Annotated in this window: 18 protein-coding genes; 11 read left to right on the top strand and 7 right to left on the bottom strand. The window is 61.7% G+C overall.

Annotated elements, in window-relative coordinates:
• Positions 1-175: 175 nt before the first annotated feature.
• A complete protein-coding gene (locus tag OEG82_RS19590) occupies positions 176-631 on the top strand; it encodes a hypothetical protein (RefSeq protein ID WP_267614042.1) in 456 nt (151 codons plus the stop codon).
• Positions 632-753: 122 nt separating this feature from the next.
• On the opposite strand, the gene OEG82_RS19585 is transcribed toward OEG82_RS19590, so the two are convergent.
• Positions 754-939: a DUF1059 domain-containing protein gene (locus OEG82_RS19585; protein ID WP_267614041.1), complete on the bottom strand. Its 186-nt coding sequence runs from the start codon at positions 937-939 to the stop codon at positions 754-756.
• A 258-nt stretch (positions 940-1,197) separates the two neighbouring features.
• On the opposite strand from OEG82_RS19585, the gene OEG82_RS19580 reads away from it, so the two are divergent.
• Entirely contained in the window at positions 1,198-1,992 is a 795-nt protein-coding gene (locus OEG82_RS19580) for an inositol monophosphatase family protein (protein ID WP_267614040.1), read from the top strand.
• 12 nt (positions 1,993-2,004) lie between these two features.
• Here OEG82_RS19580 and OEG82_RS19575 read toward each other — a convergent pair whose 3' ends face one another.
• The 4 genes from OEG82_RS19575 to hemF form a co-directional block, all read right to left on the bottom strand.
• Complete coding sequence (locus tag OEG82_RS19575) at positions 2,005-3,081, bottom strand: ABC transporter ATP-binding protein (protein WP_267614039.1); 1,077 nt, start codon at positions 3,079-3,081, stop codon at positions 2,005-2,007.
• A complete protein-coding gene (locus OEG82_RS19570; RefSeq protein ID WP_267615015.1) occupies positions 3,082-5,271 on the bottom strand; it encodes an ABC transporter permease in 2,190 nt (729 codons plus the stop codon).
• Between the two features lie 56 nt (positions 5,272-5,327).
• On the bottom strand, positions 5,328-6,353 hold the full coding sequence (locus tag OEG82_RS19565) for an ABC transporter substrate-binding protein (protein ID WP_267614038.1): 1,026 nt from the start codon (positions 6,351-6,353) through the stop codon (positions 5,328-5,330).
• Between the two features lie 320 nt (positions 6,354-6,673).
• Positions 6,674-7,585, bottom strand: coding sequence for an oxygen-dependent coproporphyrinogen oxidase (hemF, locus tag OEG82_RS19560; RefSeq protein WP_267614037.1), 912 nt, complete (start codon positions 7,583-7,585; stop codon positions 6,674-6,676).
• A 154-nt stretch (positions 7,586-7,739) separates the two neighbouring features.
• On the opposite strand from hemF, the gene OEG82_RS19555 reads away from it, so the two are divergent.
• The 3 genes from OEG82_RS19555 (at position 7,740) to OEG82_RS19545 (ending at position 8,715) form a co-directional block, all read left to right on the top strand.
• Positions 7,740-8,000, top strand: coding sequence for a hypothetical protein (locus OEG82_RS19555; protein ID WP_267615014.1), 261 nt, complete (start codon positions 7,740-7,742; stop codon positions 7,998-8,000).
• A gap of 65 nt (positions 8,001-8,065) precedes the next feature.
• Positions 8,066-8,314 carry a type II toxin-antitoxin system VapB family antitoxin gene (locus OEG82_RS19550; RefSeq protein WP_267614036.1) on the top strand — a complete coding sequence of 83 codons (249 nt, stop codon included), beginning with the start codon at positions 8,066-8,068 and terminating at the stop codon, positions 8,312-8,314.
• The gene (locus OEG82_RS19545; RefSeq protein WP_267614035.1) at positions 8,314-8,715 is read left to right on the top strand and encodes a type II toxin-antitoxin system VapC family toxin; all 402 of its coding nucleotides are present in this window, start codon (positions 8,314-8,316) and stop codon (positions 8,713-8,715) included. The genes OEG82_RS19550 and OEG82_RS19545 overlap by 1 nt, the downstream gene beginning before the upstream one ends.
• A gap of 22 nt (positions 8,716-8,737) precedes the next feature.
• Here the strand turns inward: OEG82_RS19545 and soxR are convergent, their stop codons facing one another.
• Entirely contained in the window at positions 8,738-9,211 is a 474-nt protein-coding gene (soxR, locus tag OEG82_RS19540) for a redox-sensitive transcriptional activator SoxR (RefSeq protein ID WP_267614034.1), read from the bottom strand.
• A 91-nt stretch (positions 9,212-9,302) separates the two neighbouring features.
• On the opposite strand from soxR, the gene OEG82_RS19535 reads away from it, so the two are divergent.
• A complete protein-coding gene (locus OEG82_RS19535; RefSeq protein WP_267614033.1) occupies positions 9,303-9,686 on the top strand; it encodes a VOC family protein in 384 nt (127 codons plus the stop codon).
• A gap of 12 nt (positions 9,687-9,698) precedes the next feature.
• Here OEG82_RS19535 and OEG82_RS19530 read toward each other — a convergent pair whose 3' ends face one another.
• A complete protein-coding gene (locus tag OEG82_RS19530) occupies positions 9,699-10,166 on the bottom strand; it encodes a tRNA (cytidine(34)-2'-O)-methyltransferase (protein ID WP_267614032.1) in 468 nt (155 codons plus the stop codon).
• A gap of 342 nt (positions 10,167-10,508) precedes the next feature.
• Here OEG82_RS19530 and OEG82_RS19525 point away from each other — a divergent pair, with 342 nt between their 5' ends.
• From OEG82_RS19525 to OEG82_RS19505, 5 genes are all read left to right on the top strand, one after another.
• The gene (locus tag OEG82_RS19525) at positions 10,509-12,359 is read left to right on the top strand and encodes an ABC transporter ATP-binding protein (protein WP_267614031.1); all 1,851 of its coding nucleotides are present in this window, start codon (positions 10,509-10,511) and stop codon (positions 12,357-12,359) included.
• Positions 12,360-12,407: 48 nt separating this feature from the next.
• Positions 12,408-14,279, top strand: a complete 1,872-nt coding sequence (locus OEG82_RS19520) for an ABC transporter ATP-binding protein (RefSeq protein WP_267614030.1) — start codon at positions 12,408-12,410, stop codon at positions 14,277-14,279.
• A 207-nt stretch (positions 14,280-14,486) separates the two neighbouring features.
• A complete protein-coding gene (petA, locus tag OEG82_RS19515) occupies positions 14,487-15,065 on the top strand; it encodes a ubiquinol-cytochrome c reductase iron-sulfur subunit (RefSeq protein WP_267614029.1) in 579 nt (192 codons plus the stop codon).
• Positions 15,066-15,079: 14 nt separating this feature from the next.
• Positions 15,080-16,381, top strand: coding sequence for a cytochrome b (locus OEG82_RS19510; protein ID WP_267614028.1), 1,302 nt, complete (start codon positions 15,080-15,082; stop codon positions 16,379-16,381).
• 26 nt (positions 16,382-16,407) lie between these two features.
• Entirely contained in the window at positions 16,408-17,259 is an 852-nt protein-coding gene (locus OEG82_RS19505) for a cytochrome c1 (RefSeq protein ID WP_267614027.1), read from the top strand.
• The last annotated feature ends 53 nt before the right edge of the window (positions 17,260-17,312 follow it).

Below are 17,312 nucleotides of genomic sequence, written 5' to 3'. Positions count from 1 at the left end.
ATCCAAGCGTATTGTTAACTTTGCTTTGCTAACCATCGTTGCGTGGAGGCGCGCGTGAGACGGCCGTCCATGCGGGTGGGCAGTCGAGGCCAGCCCCTGCCGGATATCCGTGCAATTGCGTGCGGACCCGGCCCGGGCACCCGGATCCGAGCTGTTGACGAGGCAGGGCTGCAAGATGATTCTGGGTCTGAGCACGTTTGAGGTTGTTCTGGACCGGCTGGACCGGGACCGGGCCGATGCCGCGGTGCCGGCCTCGGCGCCTTGGACCGGGATCCGCGGGCTGAATGCCGGCTTTGTCGGCGCCGGTTCCGGCCCGGCGGACTGGCGCACCAGCGAGACGGGCGAGGGCGCCTGGTCGGCTTATCAGGACGATGATTATGCGCCGCCGCCTAAACCGGCGCCGGATCTTTCCTTCTTCAAACGGCTCAGCGCCGAGGAGATTGCCGCCGACATCGCGCTCAAGGCTTCGGACACGGTGGCACAACTGCATCTGAAACGGCGAAATTTTGCCCGCCTCAACCATCCCGACCGTGCGCCGGAGGAATGGCGCGAGGCTGCAACCACCCGGATGAAGATCGCCAATCTGCTGATCGACGACGCATTGCGGGTGATCCACCTGAAACAGCCGTGAGGCATCGGCCACGACTGATGCCAGGTCCGCACCAAGGGGCGGGCCGTCCGTCCGATATTTTCATGCCATTCCGGTGACGAGCTGACGCCTGCGGGACGACGGCAGACGCGTCATCGGGATGATCAGGCGGCGTCTTTTTCGTCGCCTATCCGCGCCTTGATCTGCTCGACGATGGATGGCCGGATGATGGTTTCGCCGTGAGACTGGCGCAGATGATCCACCGTGCGCGCCACGATGTCCGCTTCGCTGTCCGCCCGGGTGTGCCATTCGCAACCGGGAACGAGAGATCCGCAATGGAAGGTCTTCATGGCTATCTCCTTCTTCTTAGCCAGAACAGGAAACCCGCCTCTGCCGGCGCACCGGCCGACGGAAAGACAATATAGCACAAAACCGGTCTTCTGGCACATCCGGCAGTCATTTCCGGGTACATCGGCAGGCGAGGCAGGGTCTAGTCCATACCGTCCGGGCCAGGAATGCCTGCCACAAGCATGATCGAGCGGGCTGGTCAGAGGCGCGAGCTTGGCATAGCATTGCCGCCATCTTCTCCCCAACAAGCTGGATATTCCGTGAGCGACCAAGACAGACTGGACTTCGCCATTGAGCTTGCCCGCAAGGCCGGCGCCTTCGCCAAGCAACATTTTCAGGCAATCGACACCCTGGTGATTGAAAGCAAGGGCCATCAGGACCTCGTCTCCAATGCCGACAAGGACACCGAAACGCTGATCCGCGCGGCGCTTGCCGAGCATTATCCCGAGGACGGCATTGTCGGCGAGGAACATGGCCGCAAGCACGGCACCAGCGGCTATGACTGGGTGATCGATCCGATCGACGGCACCGCCAATTTTGTCCGCGGAATTCCGCAATGGTGCGTGGCGATCGCCTGCGCCAAGGACGGCGAAGCGGTGATCGGGGTGATCTTCGAGCCGGCGTCGGGGGAAATGTTCACCGCGTCGAAGGGCGGCGGCGCCTTTGTCAACGGCAAGCCGCTGCGCACAGTGGAGACCGGCGACATCGGGCAGGGATCGATCGGCATCGGATTCTCCGTGCGGGTGCCGGGCATGGCTGCCGCAACGGCCGTTGCCACGGTGATCGAGCGCGGCGGCGTGTTCTTCCGCAATGCCTCGGGCGCGCTGATGCTGGCCTATGTCGCGGCCGGGCGCCTGCTGGGCTATATCGAAGAACACATGAATTCGTGGGACTGCGTCGCCGGATTGCTGATGATCGAGGAAGCCGGTGGCAGGATCGTCAAGCCCGATCCGGCCACCAGCCTGGACCAGGGCACCGTGGTGATCGCCGGCGGTGCCAACATATTCGGCGAGATCAAGGAGATCGCGGAATCAAGCTTCAAATCGGCGCGGTGACCGCGGCAGGCTTCAGCCGGAAATAAGCACCGTGCCGCGCTCGGGGAAATTCAGCGCAATGTCGTCGCCGGCGGCAAAGGGCGCGTCGACATCGTTGCACACGGCAAAGACCGGGCCTATGGCGGTCTCGGCAAAGCATTCGAGATGCCGGCCGACATAGGTGACCTTGGTCAGCCGCGCCGGAAGCGCGTTTGGCGTTCCGGCCTTGACCAGTTCAAGGCGGCCTGGCCGGATGGCAAGCCTGGCCGGCCCAGGCTTCATGCCGCGTGAGGGCAGCTCGAGGCGGACCGGGCCGAGCACCGTGGTCGCGCGTTCATCAGCGACGCTCTCGATCTCGCAGTCAAGCAGATTGGCCTCGCCGATGAAATCGGCGACAAAGCCGTTGATCGGCGCGTCATAGAGATCGCGCGGGGTGCCTTCCTGGGCGATCACCGCATTGTTCATGACGATGATCCGGTCGGAGACGGCCAGCGCCTCTTCCTGGTCATGGGTGACATAGACCACGGTCAGGCCGAGCTTGGTCTGGATGTCGCGAATATCCTCGCGCACCTGGCGGCGCAGCTTGGCGTCGAGATTGGACAAAGGTTCGTCAAACAAAAGCACCTGCGGCTCCAGCACCAGCGCCCGCGCGACGGCCACGCGCTGTTGCTGGCCGCCCGAGAGCTGGCTGGGCAGCCGGGCGCCGAAATCCTGCAGCCCGACCAATTGCAGGCCCGCCATCGCCCGCTCGCCGACTTCCTTCTTCGGGTAGCCTGAGAATTTGAGCCCGTATTCGACATTTTCGCGCACGCTCATATGCGGAAACAGCGCATAGGACTGGAACACCATCGACACGTCGCGGTCGGTGGCGGGAAGTTTGGTGACATCCTCTCCGCCGATCAGGATCTGGCCGGAGGAGACCATTTCCAGCCCGGCGATCATCCTGAGAGTGGTGGTCTTGCCGCAGCCCGAGGGTCCGAGCAGCGTCACCAGTTTTCCCTGTTCCACGGTCAGCGAGATGCGGTCCACCGCCGCCACCTTGGCATTGGGGTAGATCTTGGTGACATCGCGAAATTCCACCGATGCGGCGTTGCTGCCTATGACGCTCACTTAGCCGCCTCCCACAATTGCGATTGGTTTGTCTGCATGGCCGGTGCCGCGGCGGCCGATGTCCCGCCGGCCGACGAGAAACTGCATGGCGCCGATGACGGCGAGCATGACGAAGATCAGCGCCGTCGCATAGGCAATGGCGATGCCATATTCATTGTTCTCGACGCGGCCGACGATGTAGCTGGTCGACAGGTTGTAGCGGGCGCTGACCAGGAAGATCACCGCGCTGATGGCGGTCATGGCGCGCACGAAGGAATAGACCAGGGCCGCGAGAATGGCCGGCCGCAGCAGCGGCAGGATGATGCGGATGAAGGTCTGGAACGAATTGGCGCCCAGCGTCAGCGAGGATTCGTCGAGACTCTTGTCGAGCTGCGACATCGAGGCCACGCCGGCGCGCACACCCACCGGCATGTTGCGGAAGATGAAGGACAGGATCAGGATCAGGGCGGTGCCGGTGAGTTCGATCGGCGGCAGGTTGAAGGCAATCACATAGGCGACGCCGATCACCGTTCCGGGAATGGCAAAGGACAGCATGGTGCCGAATTCGAAGGCGTTCTTGCCGGCAAAGCGCTGGCGCGACAGCAGATAGGCGGTGAGCAGGCCGAGGATGGCGGTCAGCGGGGCAGCGGCCAGGGCAATCCAGATGGTGGTCCAGAACGAGGCCCAGGCCGAACCCTTCAGATGCAGGCCGAACTCGTTCCAGCCGATGGCGAATGCCTGGATGTAGTGATCGAAGGTCAGCGAGGTGTCGACGCCCCAGAGCTTGACGAAACTGCCGTAGAAGATCGTTGCATAGACCACCACCGTGACCAGGATCCAGAAGGACGCGAGCGCGGTGATGACGATGGTCAGGCCGCGGGGCAGGGGCGGGTGGACACCGGCGTCACCCTTGCCCGCGACGGTGGTGTAGGATTTCTTGCCGAGCCAGAAGCGCTGGGCGTAAAAGGCACTAAGCGTGAAGATCAGCAGCACGATGGCGAGGATGGCGGCCTGCGACTGGTCATATTGGGCGCCGACAATGGCAAAGAAGATCTCCGTCGACAGCACATCGAAATTGCCGCCCAGCACCAGCGGATTGCCGAAATCGGCCATGCTTTCGATGAAGCCGAGCAGGAAGGCATTGGCAAGGCCCGGCCGCATCAGCGGCAGCGAGACCGTCCAGAATGTCTGCCAGCGGTTGGCGCGCAGGGTTTGAGCCGCTTCTTCCATCGAGGGGCTGACGCCTTCGACCACGCCGATCAGCACCAGAAAGGCAATCGGCGTGAAGGCCAGTGTCTGGGCGATCATCAGGCCGGGCAGGCCGTAGACCCAGCGTGTTGCCTGGACATCGAACATCCAGGAAAATCCCTGGGTGACAACGCCGGACAGGCCGAACAGCAGGATGATGGCAAGCCCGATGACGAAGGGCGGGGTGATCACCGGCAGCACAGTGAGCGCCCGCAGCACGCGCTGGAAGCGGACATTGGTGCGGGTGGCGATCAGCGCAAAGACCAGTCCGAGCCCGGTGGTGATGAAACCGATGACGACGGCCAGAAACAGCGAGTTCCAGGCCACGCCGCAGCGAGTGCCGCTGGTGATGCAGCCCAGACTCCAGATCCGGCCGGAAAACAGTTTGGCGAGGAATGCCGACAGCGAATATCCGCCTTCCTCGGTGACAAGCGCGCTGGCCAGCATCTGGGCGATCGGCACGAAGATGAACAGCCCGACAACGGCGATGATGAAGCCGATGGTGCTGACGACAAAGACATCGCCGCCCACCGCGCCGCGGGCGGCAATGCCCAGGCACAGCAGGAACAGGAAGGCGCCGGCGACCAGCATGGCGCCATAGCCCATGCCGAACTGGCGGCCGTCGAGCGGGCCGAAGGCCTCGGTCATCCAGGCAAATCGCCAGCCACGCAGACCTACGCCATAGCCCTGCGCAAAGAACCAGAACAGCCCGAAGGCGCCGATGGCGATGAGCAGCCAGCCGAAGACCGGATCCTGCTTTTGCCGGCGCCAGAGCAGCAGCGGCAACAGCAGCGGAAGCGCCAGCGGCGCCAGCCAGGTCTTCTCTCCCTGGGCGACAAGGAACAGGGCCGGGGCGAATTCCGCGTCAAACGGATAGCCGTCAAGAACCCAGGAGAACGCAAAGAAATTGTCCTGAAGACCGTACCAGGGCAGCACGGCATAGCCGATCCAGCCGACCGCCATCCAGAGAATGACGGCCGGGTGGACATTTGCGGTTTCCTGCCTGCGACGCACGCCGGTTACTGGGGCAGAACCGAGACGTCGTCATCCCACTTCTTGAGCAGGCGCTTGCGCTCCTCGGACGAGCCGTATTTGTCGAAGTCATAGTCGATCAGCTTGACCGTCGACAGATCCGGCGCCAGAGGCGATTGTTCCGCCGCCTTGTTGGACGGCACCTGGAAGGACTTGACGTCCTTGGCACGGGACTGCACTTCGGCGCTCAGGGCCCAGTCATAGAACTTGCGGGCGGAGTCCGGATTGCGGCCGCCGGCAATGATCGACATCGAGCCGATTTCATAACCGGTGCCTTCGCAGGGCGCGACGGTGACGATCGGAAAGCCGCTGGCCGATTGCGAGACGGCATCATGCATGAAGACGATGCCGATGGTGTTTTCGCCAAGGCCAGCGGCCTTGATCGGCGCCGAGCCGGATTTGGTGTATTGATTGATGTTCTTGTGCAGGTCCTTCATGAACTGGAACCCGTCCTCTTCGCCGAACAGCTGCACCATGGTGGCGAGCGTGGTGTAGGCGGTGCCGGAGGAGTTGGGGTTGGCCATCTGGACGTGGCCCTTGTATTCGGGCTTGGTCAGGTCCTTCCAGCAGGCCGGAACCGGCAGGTTGTTTTTCTCCAGAAGATCCTTGTTGTAGCCGAAGCCAAGCGCGCCGGAATAGATGCCGATGGTCTTGTTGCCGGCGGCTTCGGCCTGGCGGATGGCCCAGTCGTTGAGCTGGTCGCGCATCGGCGACATGTATTCCTCGGTCAGGCCCTCATTGGCGGCCTGCAGATGCGGGTCACCGGTGCCTCCCCACCAGATATCGCCCTTCGGGTTCGAGGATTCGGCCTTGATCTGGGCAAAGGTCTCGCCGGAGCTTTTCCGGGTCATGTCGACCCTGATGCCGGTTTCCTCCTCGAAACCGCGGGCCATCAGCTGGCACCAGGTCTCGTCGGCGGAGCAATACAGGGTGACATTGTCAGCGAGCGCCACACCGGACCCAAGTACGGTTGACGCGGCGAGTGCAAAACCCGCCAGAAGCGTTAGTTTCATGTTTTTCCTCCCATGACGTCAGGCTGTAAACGACCCGACGATAGGGAAGTGTGTCTTGTCATCGCGCTGCTGACAAGGGGATTGTTACAGTTTTATGACATATCAAATCATTGAAACTACAGCGTGTACGGCCGCGGGCGTGATCCGGGGTGCAGATATGCCGGTCTGTGACGGGCGGCGTTGCTGTCTATCCGGCGAGAGCTTCGGCACTCACCGTTGCGGTCACGCAACAGGGGTTGAGCGGGGTCCGCCGCCTGTTTGGCACGACAGTACAGAAGCTGACTTGAACTGTACCGCCGCGCCAAAAGGGCGGGAAACCGCTACGGATACATCACCACCGGCGGCAGCGAGGACAAGATCGAGGCGACATTGCCGCCGGTCTTCAGGCCGAAGATGGTGCCGCGGTCATAGAGCAGGTTGAACTCGACATAGCGGCCGCGGCGGATGAGCTGCTCGCGGCGTTCGTCCTCGTTCCAGGGCTTTTCGAAATTGGCGCGCACGATCTTGGGGTAGACCACGTTGAAGGCGCGGCCGACATCCTGGGTGAAGGCAAAGTCCGCGGCCCAGCCGCCGGCTTCCTCGGCGGAGTGCTGCCAGTCGTAGAAAATGCCGCCGGTGCCGCGCGGCTCGTTGCGGTGGGGCAGGAAGAAATATTCGTCGCACCATTCCTTGAACTTCGGGTGGTCGGCGACCTCGTGGCGCTCGCAGGCAATCTGCAAAGCGCGGTGAAATAGCCGCGTGTCGGGATCGGTCTGGCTGCGGCGGTTGTCGAGCACCGGGGTCAGGTCGGCGCCGCCGCCGAACCAGTGGCTGGTGGTCACGACCATGCGGGTGTTCATGTGCACGGTCGGCACATGCGGATTTTTCGGATGGGCGATCAGGGAAATGCCCGAGGCCCAGAATCGCGGATCTTCCTCCGCACCGGGGATCTGCTTGCGGAATTCGGGCGAGAACTCGCCATGGACGGTCGAGGTGTGCACGCCGGCCTTCTCGAACAGCCGGCCCTTGAGGATCGACATGGTGCCGCCGCCGCCCGCGCCCTCGTCGCGCTGCCAGGGGGTGCGCTCGAAACGGCCGGGTTCGCCGCTTGTCTGCGGCATGTCGACCTCGTCCTCGAGCGCCTCGAAACTGGCGCAGATCTGGTCGCGCAGCTGCTCGAACCATTGCCGCGCTCTGGTCTTCTTGTCTTCGATGTCTCCGGGCAGGCCGACCGGCAGGATTGGGCGTTCCATGTGATGTCCTCGTCTTAACTATTGGCATGTCATAGCAGCACCATGCACGGGTTGTAACTGTGCCTTTTGAAGGGGATGCATTGATGCCGCAGGGGACTCGCAGCGTGAAAGTTTTTGGGTTAGAATTTATCCAGCAAGGAAGGAAGATGAGCCAATTTCCCCCCGCCGTCCGCCGCTTGATGGCCTGCGACGTGAAATCGCCCGCTCGCGCAGCGAAAAATCCGCCGGCAGACCCGGCGGCTTTGTCCGCAAGACCTATCGGCTCAGCCGGGGCGAGGCGCGCGAAAAGGCGCAGGAATGGTTTTCGAGCTGGCCGAAGGCAGCCTATTGGACCGAAGTGGAAAGCTGGCGGACCCTGCCGGGCGACGACGACACCATTGAGTTCACCATGCGCAGGCTGCCGACGGCGGATTGAGGGATATCCTTGTGCCTCGGGGGGATATCCTCTAAATTGGGTCCACTGAAACAGGATTGTGCGCCATGGCTCTTTTCATCAAGGATGAATCTGTCGATGCGCTGGCCGAGCGCTATCAGGCAGCCATCAAAGCGAAGACAAAAACAGAAGCTGTCAGGCAGGCTTTGGAGCGGGCGCTTGGCGAGCCCGGCGTGAAACAGAATTATGTGGATCGGGGCGTCGCCTGGAGCAAGGCCTTCAATGCCCGGACAAAGCGCAGCGAAACCGAATATGACGAGAAGGCATTCATAGACAACTTGTATGAGGACGATTGATGTTCATTGATTCATCCGCTCTCGTTGCCGTCATGACGGAAGAAAACGACGCCGTCATGCTTCTTGAGCAGATGGGGGATGCCGATGCGCGCTTTGTCAGTGCAGCAGTGGTGTGGGAGGTGGTCGTCAATCTTGCCAAAAAGAGAAGTCTTGCAATTCCAACCGCACTGGCAGAGCTGCAGGATTTTTTGAAGGAATTTGACATTCAGATTGCCCCGATCACGCAGGATGCCGGCTTTGTTGCGCTTGATGCATTCGACCGTTTCGGAAAAGGTCGCCATCCAGCTTCTTTGAATTTCGGCGATTGCCTGTCCTATGGCTGTGCCAAGGTTCTCGACCAACCGCTGCTGTTCAAGGGAAATGATTTCATCTTAACGGACGTCATCGCCGTTCAATACTGAGCCCGTTCAGATTAGACCGGCCTTAGCCTGTCCCGGCATCAACCGATTTCTGCAGCACCAGCCGCGGCCCTGTTCCTGCTTTTTGGGCCCGGTCATCCGGATTGTAGAGCTTGCAGGCCTCGAGCGACAGGCAGCCGCAGCCGATGCAGCCGTCGAGCCGGTCGCGCAGCCGTTCCAGCATGCCGATGCGGGCATCGAGATGGGCGCGAAATCCCTTGCTGATCTTTTCCCAGTCGCGCTTGTTGGGCGTGCGTTCGAGCGGCAATTGCCTGAGCTGGACGCGGATTTCTTCAAGTGAAAACCCCAGTTGCTGGGCAATCAGGATGAAGGACAGCCGCCTGATGTCGGAGCGCAGGAACATGCGTTTTCCGCCGGGCGTGCGCCGTGCCGCGACCAGCCCCTCATCATCATAATAGCGGATCGCCGAGACGGCGAGCCCGGTGCGGCTGGCCACTTCTCCGATGGAGAGCAGGCCCTTGGCGGCAGCGATGGACATTGGTGAAAAAACTCCTTGACCTCAAGTGCACTTGAGAAAGTAGCATGACTTTCATCACAGGCAACCGCTTACCAGTTGAAGGAGCAGACCAATGCCGCAATCGAGCTTAGAGCATGTCAATTTCACCGTCGCCGACGCACCCGCCACCGCCAGGTGGCTGTGCGACGTGTTTGGCTGGAAAATCCGCTGGCAGGGTCCGGCTCTCAATGACGGCCTGACCATGCACGTGGGGAACGATGACGCCTATCTGGCAATCTACACGCCCAAGGCTGTACGCCCGAGTTCTGGAATCCAGAAAGACCGGGTCGCCAGCCTCAACCATGTCGGCATCGTCGTCGACGATCTCGACGCGGTGGAGGCAAAGATCAAGGCGCTGGGCTATGCGACCCACAGCCATGCCGATTACGAACCCGGCCGCCGGTTCTATTTCGATGACGAGAACGGCATCGAGTTCGAGGTGGTCAGCTATGACTGAACTGGCATTGGACTACAGCCCGAACCGGCGGGTGATCTCACCGGCGATGATCGCGACGCTCATCGCCAAATTCAGGCTGCGCCGGCCTTCGACCATCGGAATGGTCAGCCGCGAATCGGCGGCCTCGTGGACCCTGGGCGGCACGCCGGCGCTTTCGCGTCCGAACAGCACCACGTCCTGGGCGGTGATCGTCTGGTCGCTGTCATCAGTATAGGGCGTGGCTGCCTGGGTGGTCATCAGCACCAGCCGCCGGCCTTCTGCATGGCGCCAGATCTCGAATTCCTCCCAGCCATCATGGCGGGTGAGTGCCGCCATCTCGATGTAATCCATCCCGGCGCGCTTGAGCGACCGGTCGGTCATGTCAAAGCCGGCCGGACCGACAATGTGGACACCGAGGCCGAAACAGGCGCCGAGCCGCAATATGGCACCGGTGTTGCCGGGAATGTCGGGCTGGTAAAGGGCGATGAGAGGTTTGGTCATGGAGACAGTGTCTGTGGTGTTTTTATCACAATATCAAGCAAGGATGCGGCCATGCCGGCACAAACCTCTCACGCCAATCTGGCGACCGGGCCAAATCTGGTCTACACCGGTTCATCTTTAACGCGAACCTGAAGGAGGCTGTTGTGCGCATCATTTCTACCAGCTTCCTTGCGGCGGCCCCCGGCCACTGACCTTACGGGTTTATCGCGGTTCCAGTTTCCCTTTTTGCGTCCGTGTTCTTCCCGTAGGGCGCTAGGCCCGATCGCCTGAACTTCGCCTTTGTTGCGGCTATGCCTGTGTGTTGCACCGGCACGGTCTGCCGATTTATTCGAGGAGACATCCATGTTTGGATGGTTTGAACGACGGTTGAACCCCTATCCCGAAGCGCCGCCGACCGCACCGCCCGAAGGGCTGGTGGCGTTTTGCTGGCACTATTCGAAGGATGCCGCGCCGTGGCTGATTGCCATGGGTGTCCTGACCGCGCTGATCTCGATCGGCGAAGTGATGCTGTTCGGGTTTTTGGGCTCGATCGTCGACTGGCTCGCCAATTCCGATCCGCGAGGGTTTATCGAGCGCGAATCCGGCCGCCTGGTGCTGATGGGGCTGATCGTCCTGATCGCCCTGCCGGTCACGGTGCTCTTGCATTCGCTGATCATTCACCAGACGCTGCTGGGCAATTACCCGATGATCGCGCGCTGGCAGATGCACCGCTATCTGCTGCGTCAGAGCCTGAGCTTCTTTTCCGATGAATTTGCCGGACGGGTCGCCACCAAGGTGATGCAGACCTCGCTGTCGATCCGCGAAGCGGTGATGAAGCTTCTGGACGTGTTCGTCTATGTCTCGGTCTATTTCATCGCCATGATCGGCATGGTGGCCAGCGCCGAGTGGCGGCTGGTGCTGCCCCTACTGTTCTGGCTGGCGGTCTATATCGGCCTGATCATGCATTTCGTGCCGAAGCTGAAGCGGATCTCGACCGATCAGGCCGATGCGCGCTCGGCCATGACCGGCCGGGTGGTCGACAGCTACACCAATATCTCGACGGTGAAACTGTTCTCGCATGCCGGCCGCGAGGAAAGCTATGCGCAGGAAAGCATGAACATGTTCCTGCAGACCGTGCACCGGCAGATGCGCCAGGTGACGATGTTCCAGTCGCTGATCTATTTCAACAATTCGGTCCTGGTGTTCGTCGTCTCGGCAATGTCGATCGGCTTCTGGCTGAACGGGATCGTGTCGGTCGGCTCGATTGCCATCGTCATCGGGCTTTCGCTCAGGATCAACGGCATGTCGCAATGGATCATGTGGGAGGTCTCGGGCTTCTTCGAGAATATCGGCGTGGTGCAGGACGGCATGGGGATGATGGTCAAGCCGCATGACGTGGTCGACCAGCCCGGCGCCGGCAACATCGTCGCCAAAAAGGGTGCCATCACCTTCGAGAATGTCCGCTTCCATTATGGCAAGCAGAGCGGGGTGATCGAGAACCTGTCGCTGTCGATCAGGCCGGGTGAGAAAATCGGCCTGGTCGGCCGCTCGGGTGCGGGCAAGACCACGCTCGTCAACCTGCTGCTCAGATTTTACAATCTGGAATCGGGCCGGGTGCTGATCGATGGCCAGGACATTGCGCAGGTGAGCCAGGATAGCCTCCGCGGGCAGGTGGGCATGGTCAGCCAGGACACGTCGCTGCTGCATCGCTCGGTGCGCGACAACATCGCCTATGGCCGGCCCGAGGCAACCGAAGCCGAGATCATCGAAGCCGCGCGCAAGGCCAATGCGCTCGATTTCATCGCGGGGCTGGAAGACCTGGCCGGGCGCACAGGGCTCGACGCCCATGTCGGCGAACGCGGCGTCAAGCTTTCCGGCGGCCAGCGCCAGCGCATCGCCATTGCGCGGGTGTTCCTGAAAGACGCGCCGATCCTGGTGCTCGACGAAGCCACTTCGGCGCTTGATTCGGAGGTCGAGCAGGCAATCCAGGAAAACCTGTTTGCGCTGATGGAGAACAAGACCGTGATCGCCATTGCCCACCGCCTGTCGACCATTGCCGAAATGGACCGTCTGGTGGTGCTCGATGGCGGCGAGATTGTCGAGACCGGCATCCATGACGACCTGATCCGTTCGGGCGGCATCTATGCCGATCTGTGGTCGCGGCAGTCGGGCGGTTTCATCGATGCGAATGCCGATGCGACGGCAGCAGAGTAGGGGGCTGACGATATTGCCAAATCATCGCTGCGCCCTATTGTTGCGTCCATGATACTCAGACCCGTCCTCGCCCTTTTCGAACGCTGGATCGATCCGTTTGTCCGGCGTTCGAGCTACCGGCCGCCGGCGTCGACGCGGGCATTCCTGTGGCATTATGTCGGGCAGGCCAAGGGGGCATTTGCCGCCATGCTGGCGCTGGGCGGGCTGGTGGCGCTGCTCGAGGCGGCGCTGTTTTATTTTGTCGGACTGCTGGTCGATGTGCTGGACGCGGCCGAGCCGAGCGCGGGCTGGGACGGGCTGATCGCGGCGCATGGGCCGACCCTGGCCTTCATGCTGTTTGTCGTGGTGGTGGCGCGGTTCGTCGTCGTCACCGTGGCCGCACTGGTCGAGGAACAGACCGTCATTCCGGGGTTTTACAACCTGGTGCGCTGGCAGGCGCATGCGCATGTCTCGCGCCAGGACCTGGCGTTTTTCCAGAATGATTTTGCCGGACGCATTGTCTCGAAGGTCTGGTCGGCGGGCCAGGCCACCGGCGATTTCATGGTGTCGCTGCTGCAGGTGGTCTGGTTCATCCTGATCTACACGGTCACCACCATGGCGCTGGTCTTCCAGCTCGACTGGAGACTGTCGGCTCTGGTGCTGGTCTGGGTGGCAGCCTTTGGTGTGCTGGCGCGGTTTTTCGTGCCGCGGATAAGGCGCTATGCCCGGGCCAATGCCGAGGCTTCGGCGCTGCTGACCGGCCGGCTCACCGACAGCTATTCCAATATCCAGACCCTCAAGCTCTATGCCCGCGAAGCCGACAATGACCGCTACATCCGGCAGGGCTTTGACCAGTTCATTGCCGCCATCATTCCGTTCACCCGGCATCTGACCGGCGTCCGCGCGTCGCTGGCAGCCCTTTCGGGGATCATGATCGCGGCGATTGCCGGTTTCTCGATCAATCTGTGGCTGACCGGGGCGATATCGGTCGGTTCGGTGGCCTTCACGCTGTCGCTGGTGCTCAGGCTCAACATGCTGCTGGGGCGGATGATGACACAGCTCAACTCGCTGATGCGCAATCTCGGCACCGTGCAGAATTCGGCGGAACTGGTGGCGCGCCCGATCGGCCTGCGCGACCGTGACGGGGCGCAGGATCTCGAGGTGGGTTCGGCCGCGATCCGCATCGAGCACGCCTGTTTCAGCTATGGCGATGCCTCGCTGCCGGTAATCGACGATCTGTCGTTGTCGATTGCGCCGGGCGAAAAGCTCGGCCTGGTCGGCCGCTCCGGGGCCGGCAAGTCGACCTTCGTCAATCTGCTGCTGAGATTTCATGACCTGCAGTCGGGCCGGATCGAGATCGACGGCCAGAACATCGCCGATGTCAGGCAGGAATCGCTGCGCCAGGCCATCGGCATGGTCACCCAGGACACCTCGCTGCTGCATCGCTCGATTCGCGAAAACATCGTGTTTGGCCGTCCCGATGCCGATGACAGGGAGATCCTCGAAGCGGCGCGGCGGGCCGAAGCGCTGTCCTTCATCAACGGGTTGTCGGACCAGCGTGGCCGCAAGGGACTTGATGCCCATGTCGGTGACCGCGGGGTTAAGCTGTCGGGCGGCCAGCGCCAGCGAATCGCCATCGCCCGGGTGATGCTCAAGAACGCGCCGATCCTGGTGCTGGACGAGGCCACCTCGGCGCTTGATTCGGAAGTCGAAGCCGCCATCCAGGAAAATCTCGACGAGCTGATGGACGGAAAAACCGTCATCGCCATTGCCCACCGGCTGTCGACCATTGCCCGGATGGACCGTCTGGTGGTGATGGACAATGGCCGGATCCTTGAAACCGGCACCCATGGCGAACTGATCGCGCGGGGCGGGCTTTACGCCGATTTGTGGGCCCGGCAGTCGGGCGGTTTCATCGGTGTGGACGAGGCTGCGGAATAGCTTCCAGCTTTTCCCCGCGACAATGTGCCCTTCTGTCTTCGTCTGGTCTGGACTTATCCTTCCATCCCGCTTAGAAACCGCGCGATTGACAGAATTCCGCCGCATTGTCGGCATTGGCCGAATCCGCCTAGAGCGGTATGGTCGAACCTGCTAACACCAGTGGGGCGGAAGGCTGGTCCGGACGCAGCTTGAAGAGGACGTTGAGCCGTGAGTGAGCCAATGACACAAAGCGAAGGCGCGGGTGAACCCACCCGCCGCGATTTTCTTTACATCGCCACGGGGATGGCAGGCGCGGTCGGCGTGGGCAGTTTTGCCTGGCCGTTCATCGACCAGATGCGCCCCGACGCCTCGACGCTGGCAGCGTCCTCGATTGAAGTGAATGTCGAGAGCCTCGAGCCGGGCATGTCGCTGACGGTGAAATGGCGCGGCAAGCCCGTCTTCATCCGCAACCGCACCGAAGCCGAGATCGAGGAAGCCAAGGCCGTTGCCGTCGGCGACCTCAAGGATCCGGTGGCGCGCAATGCCAATATCGCTGCCGCCGCCGAGGCGACCGACCTGGATCGTTCGGCCGGCGAAGGCAAGGAAAACTGGCTGGTGATGATCGGCGTCTGCACCCATCTGGGCTGCATTCCGCTCGGCCAGGCCGGCGAATTCGGCGGCTGGTTCTGCCCGTGCCACGGTTCGCATTACGATACGGCAGGCCGTATCCGCAAAGGTCCGGCTCCGGAAAACCTGCCCGTGCCGGTGTTTTCCTTCGTGTCTGACAGCGTTATCAAGATTGGCTGAGGGGGCTTCAAGCTATGAGCAGTGATCATTCAACCTACCAGCCCACCACCGGTTTCGGAAAGTGGATGGATTCGCGCCTTCCGGTGACCCGGATGGTGCATGACAGTTTCGTCTCCTATCCGGTGCCGCGAAACCTCAATTACGCCTACACCTTCGGCGGCATCCTTGCGGTGATGCTGGTGGTGCAGCTGGTGACCGGCATCGTGCTGGCCATGCATTACGCCGCCAATTCGGCCATTGCCTTCCAGTCGGTCGAAAAGATCATGCGCGACGTCAATTCCGGCTGGCTGTTGCGCTACATGCATGCCAATGGCGCGTCGTTCTTCTTCGTCGCCGTGTATCTGCATATCGCACGCGGCATGTATTACGGCTCCTACAAGGCGCCGCGCGAAGTGCTGTGGATCCTCGGCGTGATCATCTTCCTTCTGATGATGGCAACCGGGTTCATGGGCTATGTGCTGCCATGGGGGCAGATGTCGTTCTGGGGCGCAACGGTGATCACCGGCTTCTTCACGGCGTTCCCGGGGATCGGCGAACCGATCCAGCAATTGCTGCTGGGTGGCTTTGCGGTCGACAACCCGACGCTCAACCGCTTCTTCTCGCTGCATTACCTGCTGCCGTTCATGATTGTCGGCGTCGTCATCCTGCACGTCTGGGCGCTGCATGTGACCGGTCAGACCAATCCGACCGGCGTTGAAGTGAAGTCCAAGACCGACACGGTGGCGTTCACGCCCTATGCGACGGTCAAGGACGGTCTGGCGATTTCCATCTTCCTGATGGTGTTTGCCTACTTCATCTTCTTCATGCCGAACTTCCTGGGCCATGCCGACAACTACATTCCGGCAGACCCGCTGAAGACACCGGCGCACATCGTTCCGGAATGGTACTATCTGCCGTTCTACGCGATCCTGCGCGCCATCACCTTCAACATCGGACCGATCGATTCCAAGCTGGGCGGCGTGCTGGCCATGTTCGGATCCATCGCCGTGCTGTTCGTGCTGCCCTGGCTCGACACCTCGAAGGTCCGCTCGGCGGTCTACCGGCCGTGGTACAAGCTGTTCTTCTGGATTTTCGTGGCCAACGCGATCTTCCTGGGCTGGCTTGGCGCCAAGCCGGCGGAAGGCGCCTACACGATCATGGCGCAGATCTCGACGCTGTACTACTTCGCCTTCTTCCTCGTCATCCTGCCGGTGCTGGGGCTGATCGAAACGCCCAAGCGTCTGCCGAACTCCATCACCGAAGCCGTGCTTGCCAAGAATGGCGGCAGTGGCGGGGCTGCGTCGTCGGCGGCCGCCTCACCAGAAACACGCGGCTGAGCGGCGCGACGGAAAGGATCTGAGATATGAAAAAGCTTCTTGCAAGCATCGTTCCGCTCGCTTTGGCAACCATGATTGGTGCCGGCCCGGCAGTCGCGGCGGAAGAGGAAGGCGGCACCCCGCATTACCCGATTCTGCACCCGAAAGAGCAGAGCTGGTCTTTTGCCGGACCCTTCGGGACCTATGACAAGGGTCAGCTGCAGCGTGGCCTGAAGGTCTATGTCGAAGTCTGTTCGGCCTGCCACTCGATGGACCTCGTCGCCTTCCGCACGCTGGATGCGCTTGGCTATTCCGAGGACCAGGTCAAGGCCTTCGCAGCCAATTACGAAGTCGAGGACGGCCCGAATGCCGATGGCGACATGTACACGCGCACGGCGGTCGGAACGGACTATTTCCCGTCACCGTTCCCGAACGCGGAAGCCGCTGCGGCCTCCAATGGTGGCGCAGCCCCGCCGGACTTCTCGCTGCTGGCCAAGGCGCGCTATGTCGAACGCGGTTTCCCGCAGTTCATCTTCGATGTGTTCACCGGCTACAATGAAAGCGGTCCGAACTACATCTATTCGCTGCTGACCGGCTACCAGGAGCCGCCGCATGGTGTGGAAGTGGCGGAAGGGTCCTATTACAACCCCTATTTCGTCAGCGGTCCTGCACTGGCCATGGCTCCTCCGCTTTCGGATGAGCAGGTGACCTATGATGACGGCGCGCCCGAGACGCTGGAACAGTATTCGCATGACGTTTCCGCGTTCATGATGTGGGCGGCCGAGCCGCACATGGAAGAACGCAAGCGCACCGGTTTCATGGTGATCCTGTTCCTGGCGATCTTCTCGACGCTGATGTACCTGACCAAGAAGGCCGTGTATTCCAACAAGGATCACTGAGCCTCAAGGTTTGAATCATTCTGATTGCGCCGCCTCCGGGCGGCGTTTTCATG

Origin of the sequence: Hoeflea ulvae (assembly GCF_026619435.1) — a bacterium.
GTDB lineage: Bacteria > Pseudomonadota > Alphaproteobacteria > Rhizobiales > Rhizobiaceae > Hoeflea > Hoeflea ulvae.
Note: the sequence above shows the minus strand (reverse complement) of the source record. Positions and strands in the feature narration are given on the sequence as shown.

Bases quoted from the DNA above. Each gene is read 5' to 3' on its own strand.
- OEG82_RS19590 (WP_267614042.1), top strand. From the start codon at position 176: ATGATTCTGGGTCTGAGCACGTTTGAGGTTGTTCTGGACCGGCTGGAC.
- OEG82_RS19585 (WP_267614041.1), bottom strand. From the start codon at position 939: ATGAAGACCTTCCATTGCGGATCTCTCGTTCCCGGTTGCGAATGGCAC.
- OEG82_RS19570 (WP_267615015.1), bottom strand. From the start codon at position 5,271: ATGGCGGTCGGCTGGATCGGCTATGCCGTGCTGCCCTGGTACGGTCTT.
- OEG82_RS19565 (WP_267614038.1), bottom strand. From the start codon at position 6,353: ATGAAACTAACGCTTCTGGCGGGTTTTGCACTCGCCGCGTCAACCGTA.
- hemF (WP_267614037.1), bottom strand. From the start codon at position 7,585: ATGGAACGCCCAATCCTGCCGGTCGGCCTGCCCGGAGACATCGAAGAC.
- OEG82_RS19550 (WP_267614036.1), top strand. From the start codon at position 8,066: ATGGCTCTTTTCATCAAGGATGAATCTGTCGATGCGCTGGCCGAGCGC.
- OEG82_RS19545 (WP_267614035.1), top strand. From the start codon at position 8,314: ATGTTCATTGATTCATCCGCTCTCGTTGCCGTCATGACGGAAGAAAAC.
- soxR (WP_267614034.1), bottom strand. From the start codon at position 9,211: ATGTCCATCGCTGCCGCCAAGGGCCTGCTCTCCATCGGAGAAGTGGCC.
- OEG82_RS19535 (WP_267614033.1), top strand. From the start codon at position 9,303: ATGCCGCAATCGAGCTTAGAGCATGTCAATTTCACCGTCGCCGACGCA.
- OEG82_RS19530 (WP_267614032.1), bottom strand. From the start codon at position 10,166: ATGACCAAACCTCTCATCGCCCTTTACCAGCCCGACATTCCCGGCAAC.
- OEG82_RS19525 (WP_267614031.1), top strand. From the start codon at position 10,509: ATGTTTGGATGGTTTGAACGACGGTTGAACCCCTATCCCGAAGCGCCG.
- OEG82_RS19520 (WP_267614030.1), top strand. From the start codon at position 12,408: ATGATACTCAGACCCGTCCTCGCCCTTTTCGAACGCTGGATCGATCCG.
- OEG82_RS19510 (WP_267614028.1), top strand. From the start codon at position 15,080: ATGAGCAGTGATCATTCAACCTACCAGCCCACCACCGGTTTCGGAAAG.
- OEG82_RS19505 (WP_267614027.1), top strand. From the start codon at position 16,408: ATGAAAAAGCTTCTTGCAAGCATCGTTCCGCTCGCTTTGGCAACCATG.